General features: G+C 56.2%; 15 protein-coding genes. 9 read left to right on the top strand and 6 right to left on the bottom strand.

All coding sequences use genetic code 11. The features are described 5' to 3' along the window. Window position 1: 1 nt before the first annotated feature. The 6 genes from SIB88_RS00745 (at window position 2) to SIB88_RS00720 (ending at window position 8,362) form a co-directional block, all read left to right on the top strand. The gene (locus SIB88_RS00745) at window positions 2-1,297 is read left to right on the top strand and encodes a TRAP transporter large permease (protein WP_101246877.1); all 1,296 of its coding nucleotides are present in this window, start codon (window positions 2-4) and stop codon (window positions 1,295-1,297) included. A 30-nt stretch (window positions 1,298-1,327) separates the two neighbouring features. Then, complete coding sequence (locus tag SIB88_RS00740; protein ID WP_412559079.1) at window positions 1,328-2,353, top strand: NAD(P)-dependent oxidoreductase; 1,026 nt, start codon at window positions 1,328-1,330, stop codon at window positions 2,351-2,353. Continuing rightward, on the top strand, window positions 2,350-3,201 hold the full coding sequence (locus tag SIB88_RS00735; protein ID WP_412559078.1) for an amidohydrolase family protein: 852 nt from the start codon (window positions 2,350-2,352) through the stop codon (window positions 3,199-3,201). Before SIB88_RS00740 ends, SIB88_RS00735 begins: the two co-directional genes overlap by 4 nt. A gap of 37 nt (window positions 3,202-3,238) precedes the next feature. Further along, window positions 3,239-3,982, top strand: a complete 744-nt coding sequence (locus SIB88_RS00730) for a FadR/GntR family transcriptional regulator (protein ID WP_101246879.1) — start codon at window positions 3,239-3,241, stop codon at window positions 3,980-3,982. Between the two features lie 190 nt (window positions 3,983-4,172). Beyond that, window positions 4,173-6,098 carry a transglycosylase domain-containing protein gene (locus SIB88_RS00725; protein WP_412559077.1) on the top strand — a complete coding sequence of 642 codons (1,926 nt, stop codon included), beginning with the start codon at window positions 4,173-4,175 and terminating at the stop codon, window positions 6,096-6,098. Window positions 6,099-6,358: 260 nt separating this feature from the next. After that, the gene (locus tag SIB88_RS00720) at window positions 6,359-8,362 is read left to right on the top strand and encodes a transglycosylase domain-containing protein (RefSeq protein WP_101246881.1); all 2,004 of its coding nucleotides are present in this window, start codon (window positions 6,359-6,361) and stop codon (window positions 8,360-8,362) included. A gap of 274 nt (window positions 8,363-8,636) precedes the next feature. Here the strand turns inward: SIB88_RS00720 and argE are convergent, their stop codons facing one another. From argE to SIB88_RS00700, 4 genes are read right to left on the bottom strand one after another with little or no spacing between them, the layout of a single operon-like run. Continuing rightward, a complete protein-coding gene (gene argE, locus SIB88_RS00715) occupies window positions 8,637-9,815 on the bottom strand; it encodes an acetylornithine deacetylase (protein ID WP_101246882.1) in 1,179 nt (392 codons plus the stop codon). Between the two features lie 22 nt (window positions 9,816-9,837). After that, the gene (locus SIB88_RS00710; RefSeq protein ID WP_412559076.1) at window positions 9,838-11,340 is read right to left on the bottom strand and encodes a tripartite tricarboxylate transporter permease; all 1,503 of its coding nucleotides are present in this window, start codon (window positions 11,338-11,340) and stop codon (window positions 9,838-9,840) included. A 37-nt stretch (window positions 11,341-11,377) separates the two neighbouring features. Further along, entirely contained in the window at window positions 11,378-11,878 is a 501-nt protein-coding gene (locus tag SIB88_RS00705; RefSeq protein WP_412559075.1) for a tripartite tricarboxylate transporter TctB family protein, read from the bottom strand. A 49-nt stretch (window positions 11,879-11,927) separates the two neighbouring features. Next, complete coding sequence (locus SIB88_RS00700; RefSeq protein WP_101247048.1) at window positions 11,928-12,917, bottom strand: Bug family tripartite tricarboxylate transporter substrate binding protein; 990 nt, start codon at window positions 12,915-12,917, stop codon at window positions 11,928-11,930. Between the two features lie 348 nt (window positions 12,918-13,265). Here SIB88_RS00700 and SIB88_RS00695 point away from each other — a divergent pair, with 348 nt between their 5' ends. Beyond that, window positions 13,266-14,171: a LysR family transcriptional regulator gene (locus SIB88_RS00695; protein WP_101246886.1), complete on the top strand. Its 906-nt coding sequence runs from the start codon at window positions 13,266-13,268 to the stop codon at window positions 14,169-14,171. A gap of 151 nt (window positions 14,172-14,322) precedes the next feature. On the opposite strand, the gene SIB88_RS00690 is transcribed toward SIB88_RS00695, so the two are convergent. Beyond that, window positions 14,323-14,952, bottom strand: a complete 630-nt coding sequence (locus SIB88_RS00690) for a LysE family translocator (protein WP_228195024.1) — start codon at window positions 14,950-14,952, stop codon at window positions 14,323-14,325. Between the two features lie 210 nt (window positions 14,953-15,162). Next, window positions 15,163-15,879 (bottom strand): M48 family metallopeptidase, encoded by a 717-nt coding sequence (locus tag SIB88_RS00685; protein ID WP_412559074.1) that lies wholly within the window; start codon window positions 15,877-15,879, stop codon window positions 15,163-15,165. A 287-nt stretch (window positions 15,880-16,166) separates the two neighbouring features. On the opposite strand from SIB88_RS00685, the gene SIB88_RS00680 reads away from it, so the two are divergent. Both SIB88_RS00680 and truA read left to right on the top strand, forming a co-directional pair. Beyond that, complete coding sequence (locus SIB88_RS00680) at window positions 16,167-17,387, top strand: argininosuccinate synthase (protein ID WP_101246889.1); 1,221 nt, start codon at window positions 16,167-16,169, stop codon at window positions 17,385-17,387. 115 nt (window positions 17,388-17,502) lie between these two features. Continuing rightward, complete coding sequence (truA, locus tag SIB88_RS00675) at window positions 17,503-18,249, top strand: tRNA pseudouridine(38-40) synthase TruA (protein WP_412559073.1); 747 nt, start codon at window positions 17,503-17,505, stop codon at window positions 18,247-18,249. Window positions 18,250-18,699: the final 450 nt, after the last annotated feature.

Raw genomic sequence — 18,699 nt, 5'->3', positions numbered from 1 at the left:
AATGCTCATAGGTCTTTTTGTCGCTCTTCTCCTGATGATCTTCATGGGAATTCCGGTCATTCTGTCGCTGGGGCTTGTTGGCCTGGCGGGGATTCTGATGGTGCCGGAACTCGCCTTGCCGCTGTATCCGCAAAAGATGTTTTCAAGCCTCGACAGCTTCAGCTTGCTGGCCATGCCCTATTTCATTCTGGCGGGCGAGTTGATGTCGCGCGGTGGCATCAGTCGCAAGCTGGTTGATTTTGCCGAAACCGTTGTTGGTCATATGCGCGGCGGCCTTGCCCAGGCAAATATCGTCTCGTCGATGATTTTCGCCGGCGTGTCGGGTTCCTCGACCGCTGATACCTCTGCGGTCGGTTCGGTCCTGATCCCGGCGATGAAGGAAAAAGGCTACCCCGCCGGTTATGCTGCGGCCATCACCGCCACCAGCAGCACCATCGGTGCCATCATCCCGCCCAGCATGACGATGATTGTCTATGGCGCGCTTGCCAGTGTGTCGGTCGGCGGTTTGTTCCTGGCCGGGATTATTCCGGGTATTCTGATCGGACTGGCTTTGATGTCGGTTGTTTATCTGCATTCGCTTTCTCCCTCGCGTCACCCTGAATTGCAGAAATCCGGTCAGAAATTCTCGTTCAAACGCTGCTTGCGCTCGCTTGTCGATGTCTGGGCCGCCCTTGTTGCCCCGCTGATCATTATTACCGGTATTCTGGGCGGGGTCTTTACTGCCACGGAATCAGGTGTTGTCGCCTGTATCTTTGCCTTCCTGGTCAGCTTCTTCATCTATCGCACGATCAAGCTGCGTGACCTGCCGCAAATCTTTGTGCAGGCCGCGGTCACCACATCGATGGTTCTGGGCATCATCGGCATCGCCAGCGGCTTTGGCTGGTTGCTGTCCTATCTCAATTTCAATCAGATGATCCTTTCGGCAATCATGTCAACGACCCAGGATCCAACAGCGGTCTTCCTGTTGCTGGTTTCCGTGATGCTGGTCCTGACCATGTTTGTCGACAGCATGGCCGTGCTGATCATCACGGTGCCGATTGCCGTTCACATCGGTCACGCGGTGGGGATCAATGACCTGCAGCTCGGCCTCGCACTGGTGATGGCGACCCAGATCGGGTCGACGACGCCCCCGGTTGCGGTTTTGCTGTTTGTCGCATCAAGCATCGCCAAATGCCCCTATGGCGAAACCATGCGCTATTCCTGGAGTTTCATTGCAGCCGAAGTCGCGGCCCTGCTGCTGGTCATTTTCTTTGAACCGCTGACCGTAGCAATACCGTCCTATGTTTTTGGCCGATGATCAGGCAGTTCGCCTTTCTGAAAGAAGACGATGTTTCGTATTTTTCTAACGCACACCCCTGATAGTCTGCCCTTGCTGTTTCCGCCGCGCGCGCGGGCCGAACTGGAAAAACACTGCACACTTGTCATCAATCCGACGGGCAAAGTGCTGAAAGGTGCGGCTCTTGCTCAGGCGGCCGCCGGATGTGATCTTGTGATTGCAGATCGGCAAACGGCTGTGGATCAGTCCTTCTTCTCGGCCGCAACCGATGTTCTGGCGGTCATGCGCTGTGCGGTGGATATCAGCACGATCGATGTTGATGCCGCCACGGCAAACGGCGTTCTGGTGACGCGATCCATCCCGACCTTTGCCACTTCGGTTTCCGAACTGGCGCTTGGTTTCATGATTGATGGTGCACGCGGGATCAGCCGGTCTGTCGCGGCATACCGCAACGGCGAGGTGCCCGATCCTGGCATGGGTCAGCAACTGTCGGGCAAAACCCTCGGGATTTGCGGTTTCGGGGTGATCGGCCGTCAGCTGGCAATTTTGGGACGGGCATTGGGAATGAACGTGATCGTTACCGATCCGGCCCCTCATCCGATGGCCGAGAATATCAAAAATGTGCCGTTTGACACGCTGGTCGGGTCGGCTGATTTTATCGTCTGTCTGGCGCCTTCAACCCCGCAAACCTATGGCATGTTTGGTGCCCGGGCATTTTCGCTGATGAAGCCCGATGCAATGTTCATCAATCTTGCCCGCGGCGAACTGGTTGACGAGGTCGCACTTGAACAGGCCCTTGATGCCGGGCAAATCGCATGTGCTGCGATGGATGTGGGCAGCGCACATGATCAGCGTCCGGCAACCCGTCTTGCCGGTCGCAGTGATGTCATTGCAACGCCGCATATTGGCGGACAGACCCCGCAAGCAAGCGAAGGTCAGGCGATGCATGTCGTCTCTCAGGTCTTGCAAATCCTTAACCGGGAAATCCCGGACGAAGCCGTCAATCGCGCTGCTGCCACCAGATTGCAGGCCCGCTTTATGACCTCCGATACCCCCTCAGACAGGAGCACAACATGACCAGCGACCTTGTTGTACCCCTTGGTGCCTGCGACACGCATGTTCATGTCTATCGCAAAGGTGCGAAAACCATTCCCAATGCAATCGCCGCCCCCGAAGAAGACGACGTTGCCTGCTATCGCGCTGTGCGTGATGATCTTGGTCTGACCCGTGCTGTGATTGTACAACCCACTGCCTATGGCACGGACAATTCCGTAACGGCGGACGGGATCAGGGCGCTGGGGCGGCGCGAAACGCGCGGTGTGGCTGTTGTCGATGACAAGGTAAGCGACACTACATTGCAGTCCCTGACAGATGCGGGATTTTGCGGTGCCCGGTTTCAGATGCTTGCCGGGGGCATCATCCCGTGGGATCAGCTCGACCGGATCGCCGAGCGGGTCCATGGTTTCGACTGGCACGTCCAGTTGCAGCTTGATGGGCACAACCTGCCCGATCGCGAGTCCCAGATTTTGTCCTGGCCGGGGCAGATCGTCATTGATCATATCGGCAAGTTCCTTGATCCCGTTGGTCCGGATCATCCGGCATTCCGCTGTTTGTTGCGCCTTGTCGATACGGGCCGTGTCTGGGTCAAGCTTTCCGCCCCGTACGAGGTTTCAAGGGTCGGAGAACCGGGATACAATGATGTTTCGGCACTTGCATGTGCGCTTGTTGCCCATGCCCCTGACAGGATGCTTTGGGCGTCGAACTGGCCCCATATCATGACGACGCCGCGCCCAGATGATCGCAAGATGTTGCAATTATTGAAAAAATGGGCACCTGATGCGGCCTTGCAACGCCGTATACTTTGCGAAAACCCGCAAAAGGTTTATGGATTTGAACCTGTTGTGGCGGATGCCGCACCGGCATGAGATCAAAAATTAAATCGAAACCGGAAGACATATCTTTATGCACGTGACAGACCAGCAAATCCGAACCCCGATCCGCTCGCTTCATACCGAAGCAGTCGAAGTGATCGCGAAATGGTTGATGAGCGGGCGCTATCCGGTGGGGGCGATCCTGCCAAACGAGACGGAAATTGGCGAAGAACTCGGCATATCGCGCACGGTGGTTCGCGAAGCAACCCGGACCCTTGTTGCCAAGGGAATGCTTCAGGTCCGGCGCAAAACGGGTACGATTGTCCGTCCCCTGTCGGACTGGAGCCTGTTTGACCCCGAAGTTCTGGCCTGGCGTTTCCGCTATAACCGTGACACGGTTTTTGTCGATGACATGACCCAGTTTCGGGCGGCGATTGAAACGATTGCCGTCGAAATCTGTGCATCAAATCCGAATTTCGACTGTTCTGTGCTTTATGATTGCTGTGACGCCATGGAGGCGGCATTGAACGGGGAGGGTGACTGGTTTGTCGCCGATCTTGCGTTCCATCGTCACCTTCTGGAAGGCACGGGCAATCAGTTCATTTTGCACATGCAGCCGATGCTCGATAACTTCTTTGACGCGATGCTGTCGCCCGAAGTCCTGCTGCCTGAAAACATGCGGATCACCTTGCCCTATCACCGGGCGATTGCCGATGCAATTGCCGCTGGCGACCCGGTGCGTTCGCGTCAGGCCATGCTCCAGCTGGTTCAAAAAGGACGCGAGGATATCCTCAACCGGATCGAAGCCGCCGCAAAGGATGCTCCCGAGAAATAAGCCCATCCTCCCGACGCGCTCGTGTCGGTAACTGTCCTGTCTGCTGCCTGCCGGAATGCCACGTATATGGTCGGCAGCAGACAGGACATATTTCGCCTGCAAAACCAGCGGTTAAAGTATTTTCTTAACAGCTTGGCGTTTTACTGTCGGGGAACAATATAAAACACGGGCAAACAATCGGGATTTCGGCGTGGCAGAAGAAGACGACGAACAGCAAAGCGGCGGGCAATCAGCAGCCAAGATGGCGATGAAGCAGATCGCCGAACGCGAATTGCGGACCATCCGTCGGCGCATTCGGCGCCGCAGGATGCTTTTGATCGGGTTTTTCCTGTCGGTAACGATCTTTGCCGTGCTGGGCATCGGCTATTCGATCCAGTCCAATCTCGATCTGAGCCGCAACATGATCAGAAGCCCCGAAATCCGTATTCTCGGCTATGACGGCGCGCTGCTTGAAACCATCAAGGGCCATTACAGTCAGGATGTCTCGCTGACCACCCTGCCCGAACGGGTCCAGAACGTGTTTGTCGCCGCGGCCGACCCCGGTTTCTATGATCATTTCGGGGTGTCGGGATCGGATTTTGCCCGGATTTTCAGCGGCCGCGAAGGGGCCGGATCGACCATCACCATGAAGGTCGCGCGCAGCTTCTTCAAAACCAAGGCCAACAGTGCCGGCCGCCATTTCCAGGAAGTGCTGGTTGCCCTGTGGCTGGAATGGAGCTTCAGCAAAAAAACCATCCTGCGCAGCTATCTTGAACGCAGCTATGTCGGGCGCGGCATTTTTGGCATCACCGCGGCATCGCGCATCTGGTATGGCAGCCCGTCCGAACGCATGTCCCTGCATCAGGCCGCCGTCCTTGCCGCGGCCATCAGTGATCCAGAAAAATTCAACCCGCTGTTCTATCCGCGTGAAACCGCCGCCGAAGCCAACGAAATCCTGGCCAAACTCGGCCAATACAAATTCATCGAAGCCGACCGCGTTTCCGCCCTGACCCTGGTCATGCCCAAGCTTGATGTCCAGATCGAGGAAAACGTCCTGTCGGGCTATGTCGTTGATATGGTGCTCGAAGAAGTCGCCGATCTGGTCGGCTATAGCAGCCGCGACATCGATGTGGTCACAAGCATCGATCTCAAGGTGCAAAACCTGGCCCGCGATATCGTTGCCGAGGTCTCCGAACTGCGTCTTAAACCGCGCGGTGCCGATCAGGTCGGCCTGCTGTCAATAAGCCCCGAAGGCCGCATCCGTGCGATGATTGGCGGGGCGAACTACACCCCGTTCCAGCGCAACCGCGTGACCGAGGTCCGCCACCCGGCAGGACGCATGATCAAGATCGCCACCTATTATTATGCGCTTAATGAAAACAGCGACCCGGCGCAATGGGTGCGCGATAACCGCATGGCGGTCGGCGGCTGGCGGCCGATCAACCCCGATCACGAATATCAGGGGCAAATATCACTGCGCGAAGCTTTCGTGCGCGATGTCAACACGGTGCCGACCAATTTGGCCGATCATTACGGGCTGCTCAATGTGCGCGAATATGCCCGCAATATCGGCATCAAAAGCCCGCTTTCGACCGATATCCGAACCGTCGTCGGTCTTGATCCGGTCACCGTAAGCGACATTGCCGCCATTCATGCCCTGCCGCAGAATTCCGGCAAACCGCCCATGATCACCCTGATCAACAGTGTGTCCTATACCGACGATCCGAAATCGATTCCGATCTATCAGCGCGTTGAAAACCCGGAAACGGAAAAACGCCTGACCGATGAGGCGATCCAGGGATCCTACGTGCTTTATGCCAGCGTCACCGACCCGCAAGTGCGCCTTGACCGGCCCTTTGCCGGATACGGCACCGTGGCGGGCGGGCGGACCGATGCCTGGTATGTCGGCTTCTCGTCCGATCTGATCACGGCGGTCTGGGCCGGCAATGACGCGCGCGAACGCATGGATGTACGCGGCGAGGTAGAACTTGCGTCTTTGTGGCGGTTATTTATGCTGGATGCCCATGACGGCTTGCCCATCCGTTCGATGATCCGTGCGTCTTCGCAACGGCGCCGGGACGGTGATGGTATAACCGACCTGTGGAAACAGGATCTGAACGCAAAAAATGATAATTAATCAGGGCCACGGCTCTTTCATATTATTGTAAATGGTGATTGGTCTTCGGATCGATCAGTTTGCAATAATCGTGAACGGGTACGGCCCGGGTCGCAAAGCGGGGAGACGGGGGACTCCCTCCTCGGTTGGGACATATTGATACTAATACGCCGGATTGAACGGCGCATCCGCCTGACGGGCAAGTGACATCGTTTTTGACGTCACTTTGGCGCGCGCGGATGTGTTTGTCATGACTCCGGTCCAGACCGATAGGTGCATGTGTGGCCCAAAGAGAATTCAAACGGCGAACCAGCGTTCGCAAGGGATCAACCGGAACAAAGCGCAAGAAAAAGCGCGTCAGCAGTGCGGGCAAACGCAAGGGAAGCCTGTTTTCACGCCTTGGGGACATGATCCCGGGGCCAGAAGCCATTGCCAAATTCATTGTTCTGGGCTCGATCTGGGTCATGGTGCTGGGCGGGGGCGTGATCGCCTATTACGGCTATGGTCTGCCCGAAAAGGTCAGCTTCGATGTCGCCAGCGAACGCAAACCGTCAATCCGCGTCATCAGTATTGATGGCGCCACCCTTGCCTCCTATGGCAACCGCTATGGCACCCCGGTTGAAGTCCGCGATCTGCCCGATTATGTCGGTCAGGCCTTTGTCTCGATCGAAGACCGCCGGTTCTATGACCATTTCGGGGTTGATGTGGTCGGCATCCTGCGCGCGGCCTGGACCAATCTGACATCGGGCCGCATCGCCGAAGGCGGCAGCACCATTACCCAGCAGCTTGCCAAAAACCTGTTCCTGTCCCCCGAACGCAGCTTTGGCCGCAAGATCGAAGAAGTCCTTCTGGCGATCTGGCTGGAATTCAAATTCGACAAACAGCAAATCCTGTCGCTTTACCTCAACCGCATCTATTTCGGGTCGGGCCTTTACGGGATTGATGCCGCTGCGCGCTATTATTTCGGCACCGACCCGCGACGTCTGAACCTGTATGACGCGGCTGTTCTGGCCGGCCTGCCCAAGGCACCAAGCCGCTATAACCCGATGGTCGATCCGGTCAAGGCCGCCGAACGTGCCAATATCGTGCTGGCCGCCATGGCATCGACCGGCGCACTGACCAATGCGCGGGCCGAACGCGCCAAACAGTTCCGCGTTCGCACCGCGCGCAAGGCCAATACCGGCCCAGGTGTGCGCTATTTCTCGGACTGGGTGCTGGATCGGGTGCGCGATTATGTCGGCTATATCGATCAGGATCTTCTGGTCCATACCACCCTTGATTCCCGCCTTCAGGAAATCGCCGAATTCAATCTTGAACGCGCACTTGAAAGCAACGGTGCGAAGGCCAAACACGTCACCCAGGGCGCCCTTCTGGCCATGACCCCGGACGGGGCGGTGCGCGCAATGGTCGGTGGACGCGACTATTTCGAAAGCCAGTATAACCGTGTGACCCAGGCCCGCCGTCAGCCGGGATCGGTGTTCAAGCTGTTTGTCTATCTGGCCGGTCTGGACAAGGGCCTTGGCTCAAACGACTGGATGCGCGATGTCGGCATTACCATCAATGGCTGGGAACCGCGCAACTTTGACCGCAAACATCACGGCACCATGTCGATCCGCGATGCAGTCGCGACCTCCAACAACTCGATCGCTGTCCAGATGGCGATGGAAGTCGGTCTGGACAAGGTCATCCAGAAGGCCCGCGATATGGGCGTTTCATCGGAACTCAAAGCCGAACCAAGCCTTGCCCTGGGTACCAGCGAAGTCTCGATGCTGGAACTGACCGGGGCCTATGCCATCGTTGCCAATGGCGGTTTTTCGGTCTTCCCGCATGCGGTCAGCAAGATTGTCGGGCGCGGTGGCGAAGTTCTTTATGAACGCAGTGACGATTTCCCCGCCCGCCTTCTTAACCCGCTTCATGCCGGTGAAATGAACAACATGCTTTCGGCCGTGATTGCCAAGGGCACCGGACGCAATGCGATCATCGACCGCCCGACAGCGGGCAAAACCGGCACCACATCGGATTATCGCGATGCCTGGTTCATCGGTTACAGCTCCGATCTGGTGGCCGGTGTCTGGATGGGCAATGACGATGGCAGCCCGATGGACGAAGTCACCGGCGGCGGTTTGCCCGCGACGCTGTGGCATGACTTCATGCTTCATGCCCATCAAAACATCCCGGTCCGATCCCTTGGCAAGGCCGCCCTGGCCCGATCCAAAAAGGTCGGCGAAGATGAAAGCTGGCGCGATTTTACAAAAGGCTTCAGTGCCAGTAGCAAAAAAGAATAGCGCGCAAAGAAGCACATTTAAGACAGCGGATCATGGCGGCATGATCCGCTGTTTTTGTTTGGGGCATTGATCGGAAATTTCAGCCAAAAAAAAGACCGGCATCGATAAACGAGCCGGTCTTCAAGTTTGGTTTGCATGGTCACACCACATAGGGGGCAGTGTGACCAGGGAGTTTCTCACCTGTCGGTGTGCGACGCTCGGAGTCGGAGTGGACAACTCATCGCTTGCAGCGGCCGATTGGCGCTGAGGGTGACGCAGCGCCGCGGTGAGGGTCTCAGGCAGCGACTGCCTGATCAGTGAGCGCCTCAAGGAATTCCAGGCATTCCTCAAGTTGCGAAATCTCGATAAATTCGTTGGGCTTGTGGGCCTGCTTGATGCTGCCCGGGCCGCAAATGATTGACGGGATATTGCCCTGTTTTTCAAATACACCGCCTTCCGAACCGTATGACACCTTGCCCGAAATTTCCGGGATGATGTTGCGCACAAGCTCGAATGCCGGGGCATCGGTGCAATCGCCCATCCCCGGATAGGAAAAGATCTTTTCCCATTCAAATCCGGTTTCCGGGGCCTTTGCCTTCATTTCCGCATCCAGTGTCGCCATGACCGTATCGCGAATTTCGGCAATCACCGCTTCGGCGTCATGTTCGGGCAGATGGCGGATTTCAAAGGTGAATTCACAATAATCCGGGGTGACGTTGGTCGCCGTGCCGCCGCCGATCGTCGTGGTCAGCATGGTGCTGTGCGGGACGGTGAAATCTTCGTCAAACGGACCGTTTTCTTCGAAATCGCGGGCTTTCTCGGCAATCAGATTGATCGCACGTGATGCATATTCGATGGCATTGACATGGTTGGGCGCAAACGAGCTGTGCCCGGCCGTGCCGGTAACGCCCACACGCATCGAATATTTGCCTTTCTGGCCATTGATGACCTTCATGTCGGTCGGCTCGCCGATCACGGCCAGACGCGGCGGGGTATCCATAGCGGCCAGATGATCGACCATCGATCCGACACCGATACAGCCGACTTCCTCGTCATAGGACAGGCACAGATGGAACGGCATGGTCAGGTCGCGTTTGACCAGATCGGGGATCAGCGCCAGCACACAGGCCGAAAAGCCCTTCATATCGGCCGCACCGCGGCCAAACAGTTTGCCGTCACGCTCGGTCAGTTCAAACGCCGGGCTGACCCAGGTGGTTTCAAGGGCGGGCACAACATCGGTATGACCCGAAAGCGCAATGCCCGGAACCCCTTTGGGGCCGATGGTCGCAAGCAGGTTGGCTTTCTCGCCCGTTTCATCATGGAACAGGGTCGATTCAATGCCATATTCCGCCAGATAGTCGCGGACAAAATGGATCAGACCGAGATTCGAGTTTTTGCTCGTGGTGTCGAACGCAACCAGCTTGCCAAGCATATCGATGGCACTATGGAGGCGGGACATATTGGTTTTGGACATTCTAACTTTCTCGTTTCTCGGATCAGGAAGCGGATACGGTGGCCGCAGCACGCTTTTCGCGCCATTTCTTCCATTCACGGCGAATGGTCAAAGTGACGAACAAAACAGTCAGGACAAAGAAGCCCCAGGAAATCCACGATTGGAAGAAGACGCCAAGATCGCCGCGCGAAATCGCCAGCGACCGGCGCATATTGTCTTCAAACATCGGGCCAAGGATAAAGGCGATCAGGAACGGGGCTGCCGGGATATTCAGCAGCATCATGATAAAGCCGACCACACCCATCACCAGAAGAACCGTGACGTCAAACGGGCTGGCCCCGATCGAATAGATGCCATAAACGCACAGGATCAGAATGCAGGGCAAAAGCAGCGTCTGCGGAATGCGCGAGATTTTGGTAAAGGCATTTGCCGTGACCTTGCCTGCGATAAACAGGAAGACCGAACTGAACAGAATGCCGATAAACAGCGCGTAGACCTCGCCGATATTGTTCTGGAACAGAAGCGGGCCGGGGGTCAGGCCATGGATCATGAAGGCACCCAGCATCACACCGGTAATGACGTCACCAGGCACACCCAGCGCCATCAACGGGATCATGGTTGCGCCACAGGCGCCGTTATTGGCTGATTCGGATGCCGCAACACCTTCAAGTTCGCCTTCGCCGAACTTGTCTCCGTTTTTCGACGTCCGGCGGGCCTCGCTATAGGAAAAGAACGCAGCAGTCGACGGGCCGATACCGGGAATGGCACCCAGAATAACCCCGATCAGTGACCCGCGGCAGATCGATTTGATCGATCCGCGGAATTCCGAAAGAGTTAGGCGGTTATCACCAAGTTTCAGGGCTGCGTTGTTTTCTTCCGGACGGAACACAACCATCTTGATCAGTTCAGGCAGCGCAAACAGACCGATCAGAACCGGCACCATGCCAAGACCCGATTTCATGTCTTCGGACAGGGCAAAGCGGTAAGAGCCGTAAATATCTTCGCCAACAGTTGCCAGCAACAGGCCAAGACAGGCCGAAATGATGCCCAGAACAAGCGAACGGCCCGAAATACTCGCAACAATCGTCAACGAGAACGCCATCAGCATGAAGAATTCCGGCGGCCCAACACGCAGCGCAAACATCGCCAGCGGCATCGCCAGGAAGAACAGCGAAATATTCGAAATGAAATCGCCGATACAGCTTGAAACCAGCGCCATGTTCAGCGCTTTGCCACCCTTGCCGGCCCGGGCCAGCGGATAGCCGTCAAGAACCGTACAGGCCGCCGATGCGGTGCCCGGCGTCTTGATCAGGATGGCTGAAATCGACCCGCCATAGGTCGACCCCTTATACAGCGCGACCAGAAGAAGAATACTGGTGACCGGCGGCAGATAGAAGGTAAAGGGCAGGGCAAGGGTCACGGCCATCGTACCGGTCATGCCCGGGATGGCACCAATGATCACGCCACCCCAGATCCCGGCAAACATCGCCAGAAAGTTCGGCAGGGTCGCGACCGCCTCAAAGGCATAAAGCAATTCATTCCACATAACGATGGGGACTTTCGATCAGATCAGGGTTACGAGGTCAGAAGAACAGCGTACCTTCGGGGAAGGGCGTATGGGTGACTTCGGTAAACAGCAGATTAAGCAGAACCGGGAAGATGACGGTCAGGCCGATCATCCAGAACTTGCGTTCGAAATTACCGGTCATGATGAACAGCACACCCAGCATCAGAATGGTTGCCGGCACAAATCCGACGATCGGCATTCCGATGACAAAGGCGGCAAACACAACCAGAACAGCGGCAAATCGAACGATCAGCGTCTTGTGACTCATGATCCGGGTGCCAAGGCTGGTGACCTGGTTGCGGCTGGCTTCGCGCATTTTGGGAAAGGCCAGAATGACGGCCAGAACCCCCATCACTAGCCCGATGATCGCGACCACGCGCGGCCACATGTCAGGCGGTGGCGCAAAGCCGGGAATGAAAGACGGAACCTTCACATAGATCGGGATCAGAACGAACAGGACGATGGCAAAAAATGCCGTGGCAAGCAGCCCTGCATAGAAATCGCGATTTTGGTTCATGGTTCCGTCTCGCATTAAAAGTCTGAATTAAACGACGTTCGAAAACGTCTTACTGGATGTAGCCGAACTTCTTGGCCATACCGTTGTAAAGCTCAAACTGGCTTTTAACGTAAGCGGACGGATCTTCGTCACCAATGACCGAGGTCGAACCGCGTTTCGCAGCAAGATCAAGCCACTGTTCGTCGGTCGCAACTTTGCCAAGGATTTCGGTCCATTTGGCAACGACGTCTTCCGGAAGACCTTTCGGAGCATAAAGACCGCTCCAGCCGCCAACCTGGCCTGCCTGTGCGTAACCCAGTTCTTTGGCGGTCGGGACGTCCGGAAGGGCAGCCATACGCTTCGGCGAATAAACCATCAGCGGGCGCATTTTACCGGCTTCGATATGGGGCATCAGCGAACCGGCAGCAATCGCCAGGAAGTCAACGTGACCGCCAAGAAGGGCAGCAGCCAGGGCCGAACCGCCTTTATATGGCACGAGGGTGGACGCGGTCAGCGGATCAAGATCGACATCAGACAGCAGGGCCTGAACCGAGAAACCGTCAATCGCGGTGGGGCCGGATGCGGCATAGGTGGTTGCACCGTTGCTGTCTTTGATTTTCTCGATCAGCTCATCAACGGTTTTGATGTCGGAATTGGCGTTAACAGCCAGGATCATCGGGGTGGATTCGAGAATACCCAGGAAGGTGTAATCGTCCCAGCCAACCGGGCTGTCAGCATAAACTGCCGGATACAGCGCCATGCCAACGCGCGACAGCAAAAGGGTATAGCCGTCCGGCTTCTGTTCGGTGACGAAACGCGCACCGTTCATGCCGCCATTACCGGTTTTGTTGACCACAACAACCGGCTGGCCGTCGGTGTAGCTGCGTGCGGTTTCTGCAAGCGCACGGCCGGCAAGATCCGATGCACCACCCGCACCATAAGGTACGACAAGGGTGATGGCTTTTTCAGGATAGGCATCAGCCTGGGCGGTTGAGATCATGGTGGTCGTCGCAAGGATGGCGGCCGCTAGGCCGGCTGCTTTTTTGAGCTGTCGAAACATTTTCATGTCTCCCTGTGTGGTGGTGGCAGGATTGCCGGAGCTCTGTCTTTTGTTTTTTTGTGGCTTCATCCATAGACAAACTATAACTGGTGACGCAAAAAATTAATTTCAGTATAACTAATTTACATACTGAGTGCGGGATGGCGTCAAACACTGGCCGTTTCTAGAGCCCGGAAATGCTCATGCATGGCCCGAACCGGCGGTTTCGGGCGGGTATTCCGGGACGGGCAGGGCTGTTTGTTCTGCGACGGGTCGGGAAAATTGCCTGCTCTCAGATGCTTAACCGGATGCCCCGGCATCCAGAACGGCCGTTTTGGGCGGTTATGCGTGATGATCGGAACCTGAATTATGAACCTGCGCGAACTTGAAAGTTTCAATGCCTTTATGACCTATGGTTCGGTGACCAAGGCTGCCCAGGCGATGAATATCAGTCAGCCGATGGTCAGTCGCCTGCTCAACAATTTCGAAAAATCGGTCGGGTTCGAACTGTTCAGCCGCAAACGCAATCAGCTGACCGCAACGAGCGAGGCCCAGCAGTTTCACGCCACCGTCTTGCGGTCGCTCAATGCCTTTCGCGAAGTTGAAACCCAGGCCCGTGCGATTGCAAACGAGCAGCTCGGATCGATCCGCATTGCTGCCCAGCCGATCTATGTTGATACCTATCTGATTGATGTGGTTGCTAAATTCAAACAGGCCCATCCCAATGTCTCGATCAGCATCACCGATACCGGGCTTGAGGGCATGCTTGATATGATCTCGACCCGGCAATGTGATCTCGGGATCGGTATTACGCTTGATCTTCAGGATCCCAACGTTCTGGTCACCCCGCTTGCGCAATCGCGTGCGGTCTGTCTGATGCCGGTTGATCATCGGCTGGCCGGGTTTGAAACCATCGATATTGATCTTTTGCGCGGCGAAAACTTTGTCGAACTGTCGATCGGCTCACCGTTGCGCACCAAGATCGATTATATCTTCCAGATTGCCGGCTGGCCGCGCAAGATCGCGGTCGAAGGCCGTACCATCCGCACCGTGTCGCGACTGGTCGAACGCAATGTCGGCATTGCAGTCAGTGACCCGTTCGCAGCCCTTCTGGTCGATAACAGCAAGGTGGTGGCGCGCACCCTGACCCCGGCCATTGAATGGGACGTCGCGCTGTTCACTGCCTCGCGCGAACTCAGTGCCGTGGAAAAAAGCTTCCTCGCCTTCCTGCGCGCCGAACTGCCCCGCCTGCGCGAGAGCGGTTGCGTGATCTAAGACCGACGCGACTTCATGTCGGTAACATACCGGTAACGCAATCTGGCAGCTGTAAACTTTTCTTTACAGCAATATCGGTGTTGCAGTGCTGACGGTCGCCGCAGAAAAAGCATATTGTTAGTTCAAAGCTAATAATTCGCGCGATTATTCGTTAGCGCTTATCAAAAGCAAGCTTCGCAGCCAGTCCCAAAAACACGCAGCCGGTAAAAATCTGGAAACCGCGGGCGATCCGGGCGGAGCGGGCAAACAGCTGCCCAAGCTTCCCGGCAAAACTTCCGACCAGACAATTGATGATGGTTCCGCCGACATTCAAAATCAGTCCGAAAATCAGGAACTGCACCAATATTGATCCGCGCGATGCATCAACAAATTGCGGGATAAAGGCCAGAACAAAGACGATGATTTTCGGGTTCAAAAGGTTCACCACAATCCCGTCACGCCAGGCGGAAAAGGCGCTGGAACGCTTGGTTTCTGCCGGTGTCAGATCCTGCCCCTGTGATCGGAACGCCCCGATGGCCAGCCACACCAGATAGGCAATCCCGAGCCAGCGCAAGACTTCCAGTGCCACCGGATGGGCCGCAACCAGTGCTGCCAGTCCAAGACCGGCCAAAAGCGTATGGATCATCGCACCCGTTGCGATCCCCAGGCTTGCGGCATTTCCGGCCCGCGGGCCGGACTTGATGCCCTGACCAAGACAAAACAGCATGTCATTGCCCGGCGTCATGTTCAGTGCCAATGCGGTGGGGATAAAAATCGCCAGTGTTTCAAGCGGGATCAGCATGGGTGGGGCTCCAAAAACTGTGCTGTTACGGTGGTTTAAGCCATTCAGGGTGTTGCTGTTTCAGGCGTCGCAGTGATGATTTCTTGCAGGTTTGGTCAATGTCAAAGCCTACGGTCGTGTGCCTTTGTCACGGGGAAGCCGGTCTGGCGGGCTTGGCGCTGTTTGCAGCCTTTATCCGGACATCAATCCTGCTTTCCCGCGCAGCGCGATCTAGCCGCCCGCGCCATAGCGATGCAGGCCTGAACCGTGACGTTTGAGCCAGTGTTGCTGTTTTTTGGACGGGCCATAAAGGTCTTCGACCACGGCCCAGAAACGGGCGGAGTGGTTGAGTTCCTGAAGATGGGCAACTTCGTGGGCGACGACGTAATCGAGCACATCTTCAGGGGCAAGAACGAGTCGCCAGCTAAAGGACAGATTGCCGTTTGACGAACAGCTGCCCCAACGCGTGCGCGTGTCTTTAAGCGATATGCGACTGATTTTCTTGCCGATCCGATCGGCATAGGCATGGGCCCGCGGGGCGATTTCAAGCTTGGCCTGCTTTTTGAGCCAGTCGGTCACCCGCCGGTTGGTATATTCCGGCTGGCCCGATACCCAGATCACGCCCGCCTCGGCCCAGACCCCGCGTTTGGCATCGGGAACAGCGCGGATGGCGTGATCGTGGCCCAGGAACGGGATCCACGCGCCCGGCGCAAATTGGACCCGCTCGGGAAGGCGCTGAATATGGGCGGTGACCCAGTCGCCATGCTGATGAAGCATCGAAATCGCGGTTTTGCGCGACACCCCGTTGGGCACGACAATTTCCACCCCGTCAAAGGCCGGATCGATGCGCAATTTAAGCCGCGATGCGCGCGCACTGGGGCGCAAACGGACCGGCAGGGGTCCGATTTTGGGCAGATCGATCTCGGTTTCTTCGGTTGCTTTGAGCATTCGGAGCGGTTTTTTCCAAAAGCAGGGCGAAAATTTACGGGTTTTTGTGCCTTTTTGACATCAACCCCATCTTGGGTCTTGCCCGCTGGTAGTGTTTTCCTATACTCCGCGCTCAAGGTCTAGGGCTCTTTGCGCAAGCTGCCCTGCATTTTGCGCAAAGAGCCGTCGAACTGTCCAATGGACCGTTCGGGGCCGATCGCAACAAGAATGTTGCATAGCCAACAGGGATGAATGGCCAAATCAAGCCGCGCCCTGGATTTTATCGGAAGAAGAAAGGCGTCACTCCCATGAGCGATAAGGTCAAAAAGGTCGTCCTTGCCTATTCTGGCGGTCTGGATACCTCGATCATCCTGAAATGGCTTCGCGAACAGTATAACTGCGAAGTCGTAACCTTCACCGCCGATCTCGGCCAGGGTGAAGAGCTGGAGCCGGCCCGTAAAAAGGCGGAAATGTTCGGCGTGAAACAGATCTTTATCGAAGATCTGCGCGAAGAATTCGTTCGCGATTACGTTTTCCCGATGTTCCGTGCCAACGCCCTTTATGAAGGTGTTTACCTGCTCGGTACCTCGATCGCCCGTCCGCTGATCGCCAAGCGCCAGATCGAAATCGCCGAAGAAGTCGGCGCAGACGCCGTTTCCCATGGTGCGACCGGCAAAGGCAACGACCAGGTCCGTTTCGAGCTGGGTTATTATGCCCTTAAGCCGAACGTAAAGGTTATCGCGCCGTGGCGTGAATGGAACCTCAATTCGCGTACCGCCCTTCTGAACTTCGCACGCGAGCATCAGATCCCGATTTCGGCCGACAAGCTTGGTGGCGATGAGCCGCCCTATTCGACCGATGCCAACCTTCTGCACATCTCGTATGAAGGCAAGGCGCTGGAAGATCCGTGGGTCAAGCCGAACGAAGGCATGTTCGAGCGCACCGTGTCCCCGCAGAACGCCCCCGATGCGATCACCACGATCGAGGTTGAGTTCGAACAGGGCAACCCGGTTGCGATTAATGGCGAACGCATGAGCCCGGCCACTTTGCTGACCAAGCTCAACGAAGTTGCCGGCAAGAACGGCATTGGTCGTCTTGATCTGGTCGAAAACCGTTATGTCGGCATGAAGTCGCGCGGCGTTTACGAAACCCCGGGCGGCACCATTCTGTCGGTGGCGCATCGCGCGATGGAAAGCATCACCCTTGACCGTAACGCCGGTCACCTCAAGGACGAGCTGATGCCGCGTTATGCCGAGATGATCTATAACGGTTACTGGTGGTCGCCGGAACGTCAGGCCATCCAGCGCCTGATCGACGAAACCCAGAAAACCGTGAACGGTGTTGTCCGCCTTGACCTTTATAAGGGTAATGTCACCGTCACCGGCCGCAAGTCGCCGAACTCGATCTACTCCGAAGAGCATGTCACGTTCGAAGCCGACACCGTCTATAACCAGCGCGATGCAGAAGGCTTCATCAAACTGAATGCCCTTCGTCTGCGTCTTGGTTTTGACCGCGACAGCGTGAAGTAAGTTTTCCGCACGCAATTGTGGAAAGACAAGCGAGGGGCATGATTGCCCCTCGTTTTCGTTTGAAAGCCCGGCTATAAAGCCGGGAGATTGGCTTGTTCAGATAATTGTATCGGTGATGCAACGCTATAAATGTACCGTCGAATATGACGGCCGCCCGTACCACGGTTGGCAATACCAGGACGAAGTGATTTCGGTTCAGAAGGTCTTTGAGACCGCGATCGAAAAATTCGCCGGTACATTCGTGCGCGTCTATGTTTCGGGCCGGACCGATGCCGGGGTGCATGCCCTTGGTCAGGTGGTGCATTTCGATTTGCCGAAATATTATCCGGCAGAAGCCGTGATGAATGCGATCAACCATCACCTCAAACCCGATCCGGTCGCGATCAAGGAATGCGAGGAAGTCACAGAAGACTTCCATGCGCGCTTTTCATCAAAGAAGCGCTACTACATGTATCGCATCATCAATCGCCGTGCGCCACTGACCTTTGAGGCCGGGCTGGCCTGGGGGATATACAAGCCCCTTGATATCGATGCGATGAACGAAGCCGCCCAACATCTGATCGGCACCTTTGATTTCACGACGTTCCGGGCAACCGAATGTCAGGCCAAAAGCCCGATCAAGACGCTGGAAAAACTTGAAATCAAACGCAGTGCGGAAAACCCGCTTGAAATCCGGGTCTTTACCGAAAGCCGGTCCTTTTTGCATCATCAGGTGCGCAATATGGTCGGCACCCTTGTTCTGGTCGGCAAGGGCAGCTGGAAGCCGATTGACGTCAAATCAGCGCTTGAGGCCAAGGATCGCCGTGCGGGGGGGCCAACCGCCCCGGCAGACGGGCTGTATTTCGTCAAGGTCGATTACTAGGGCCCGGTCCTGAAACTGGCTCCGAAAACGGAGCCCAAGAATTTACCCCCAGATTTAACCCGGAAAGCCGACCCAAGAGCTGACGCAAAGGCTGACTCAAAAGCTGACTCCGGGGGCATGCCCCAAGACTCGTTTGTGCGTCACGTCGGTCGAATTTTTTCGTTTTGTATCGTTTCAATTTTGGTTTCGCCACGCGCCTGCGCGGTGCGCCAGAAGCTGTTCAAGGTCGTCAAAAACGCAGTTTTCGGCGGGTTGAACAAGGTGCGGGACAATGCAAGGCAGTCGCAAATTGATGTGACTATTCAATGGTCTAATTAATTATACATAAATATTAATTGTGTTATTGTACATTTTATAAGGAATCTAATCCTGGCGCTAAGACCTTCGTGAAATGTGAACAGAAACCATTCACTGGCAGCCTCTTTTTTACCGGTGATGGTGAAGAGTGAG

The organism is Thalassospira sp. MIT121401 (assembly GCF_047125595.1).
GTDB lineage: Bacteria > Pseudomonadota > Alphaproteobacteria > Rhodospirillales > Thalassospiraceae > Thalassospira > Thalassospira povalilytica.
Note: the sequence above shows the minus strand (reverse complement) of the source record. Positions and strands in the feature narration are given on the sequence as shown.

Bases quoted from the DNA above. Each gene is read 5' to 3' on its own strand.
- SIB88_RS00745 (WP_101246877.1), top strand. From the start codon at position 2: ATGCTCATAGGTCTTTTTGTCGCTCTTCTCCTGATGATCTTCATGGGA.
- SIB88_RS00680 (WP_101246889.1), top strand. From the start codon at position 16,167: ATGAGCGATAAGGTCAAAAAGGTCGTCCTTGCCTATTCTGGCGGTCTG.
- SIB88_RS00740 (WP_412559079.1), top strand. From the start codon at position 1,328: ATGTTTCGTATTTTTCTAACGCACACCCCTGATAGTCTGCCCTTGCTG.
- SIB88_RS00710 (WP_412559076.1), bottom strand. From the start codon at position 11,340: ATGTGGAATGAATTGCTTTATGCCTTTGAGGCGGTCGCGACCCTGCCG.
- argE (WP_101246882.1), bottom strand. From the start codon at position 9,815: ATGTCCAAAACCAATATGTCCCGCCTCCATAGTGCCATCGATATGCTT.
- SIB88_RS00730 (WP_101246879.1), top strand. From the start codon at position 3,239: ATGCACGTGACAGACCAGCAAATCCGAACCCCGATCCGCTCGCTTCAT.
- SIB88_RS00690 (WP_228195024.1), bottom strand. From the start codon at position 14,952: ATGCTGATCCCGCTTGAAACACTGGCGATTTTTATCCCCACCGCATTG.
- SIB88_RS00695 (WP_101246886.1), top strand. From the start codon at position 13,266: ATGAACCTGCGCGAACTTGAAAGTTTCAATGCCTTTATGACCTATGGT.
- truA (WP_412559073.1), top strand. From the start codon at position 17,503: ATGCAACGCTATAAATGTACCGTCGAATATGACGGCCGCCCGTACCAC.
- SIB88_RS00735 (WP_412559078.1), top strand. From the start codon at position 2,350: ATGACCAGCGACCTTGTTGTACCCCTTGGTGCCTGCGACACGCATGTT.
- SIB88_RS00685 (WP_412559074.1), bottom strand. From the start codon at position 15,879: ATGCTCAAAGCAACCGAAGAAACCGAGATCGATCTGCCCAAAATCGGA.
- SIB88_RS00705 (WP_412559075.1), bottom strand. From the start codon at position 11,878: ATGAACCAAAATCGCGATTTCTATGCAGGGCTGCTTGCCACGGCATTT.
- SIB88_RS00700 (WP_101247048.1), bottom strand. From the start codon at position 12,917: ATGTTTCGACAGCTCAAAAAAGCAGCCGGCCTAGCGGCCGCCATCCTT.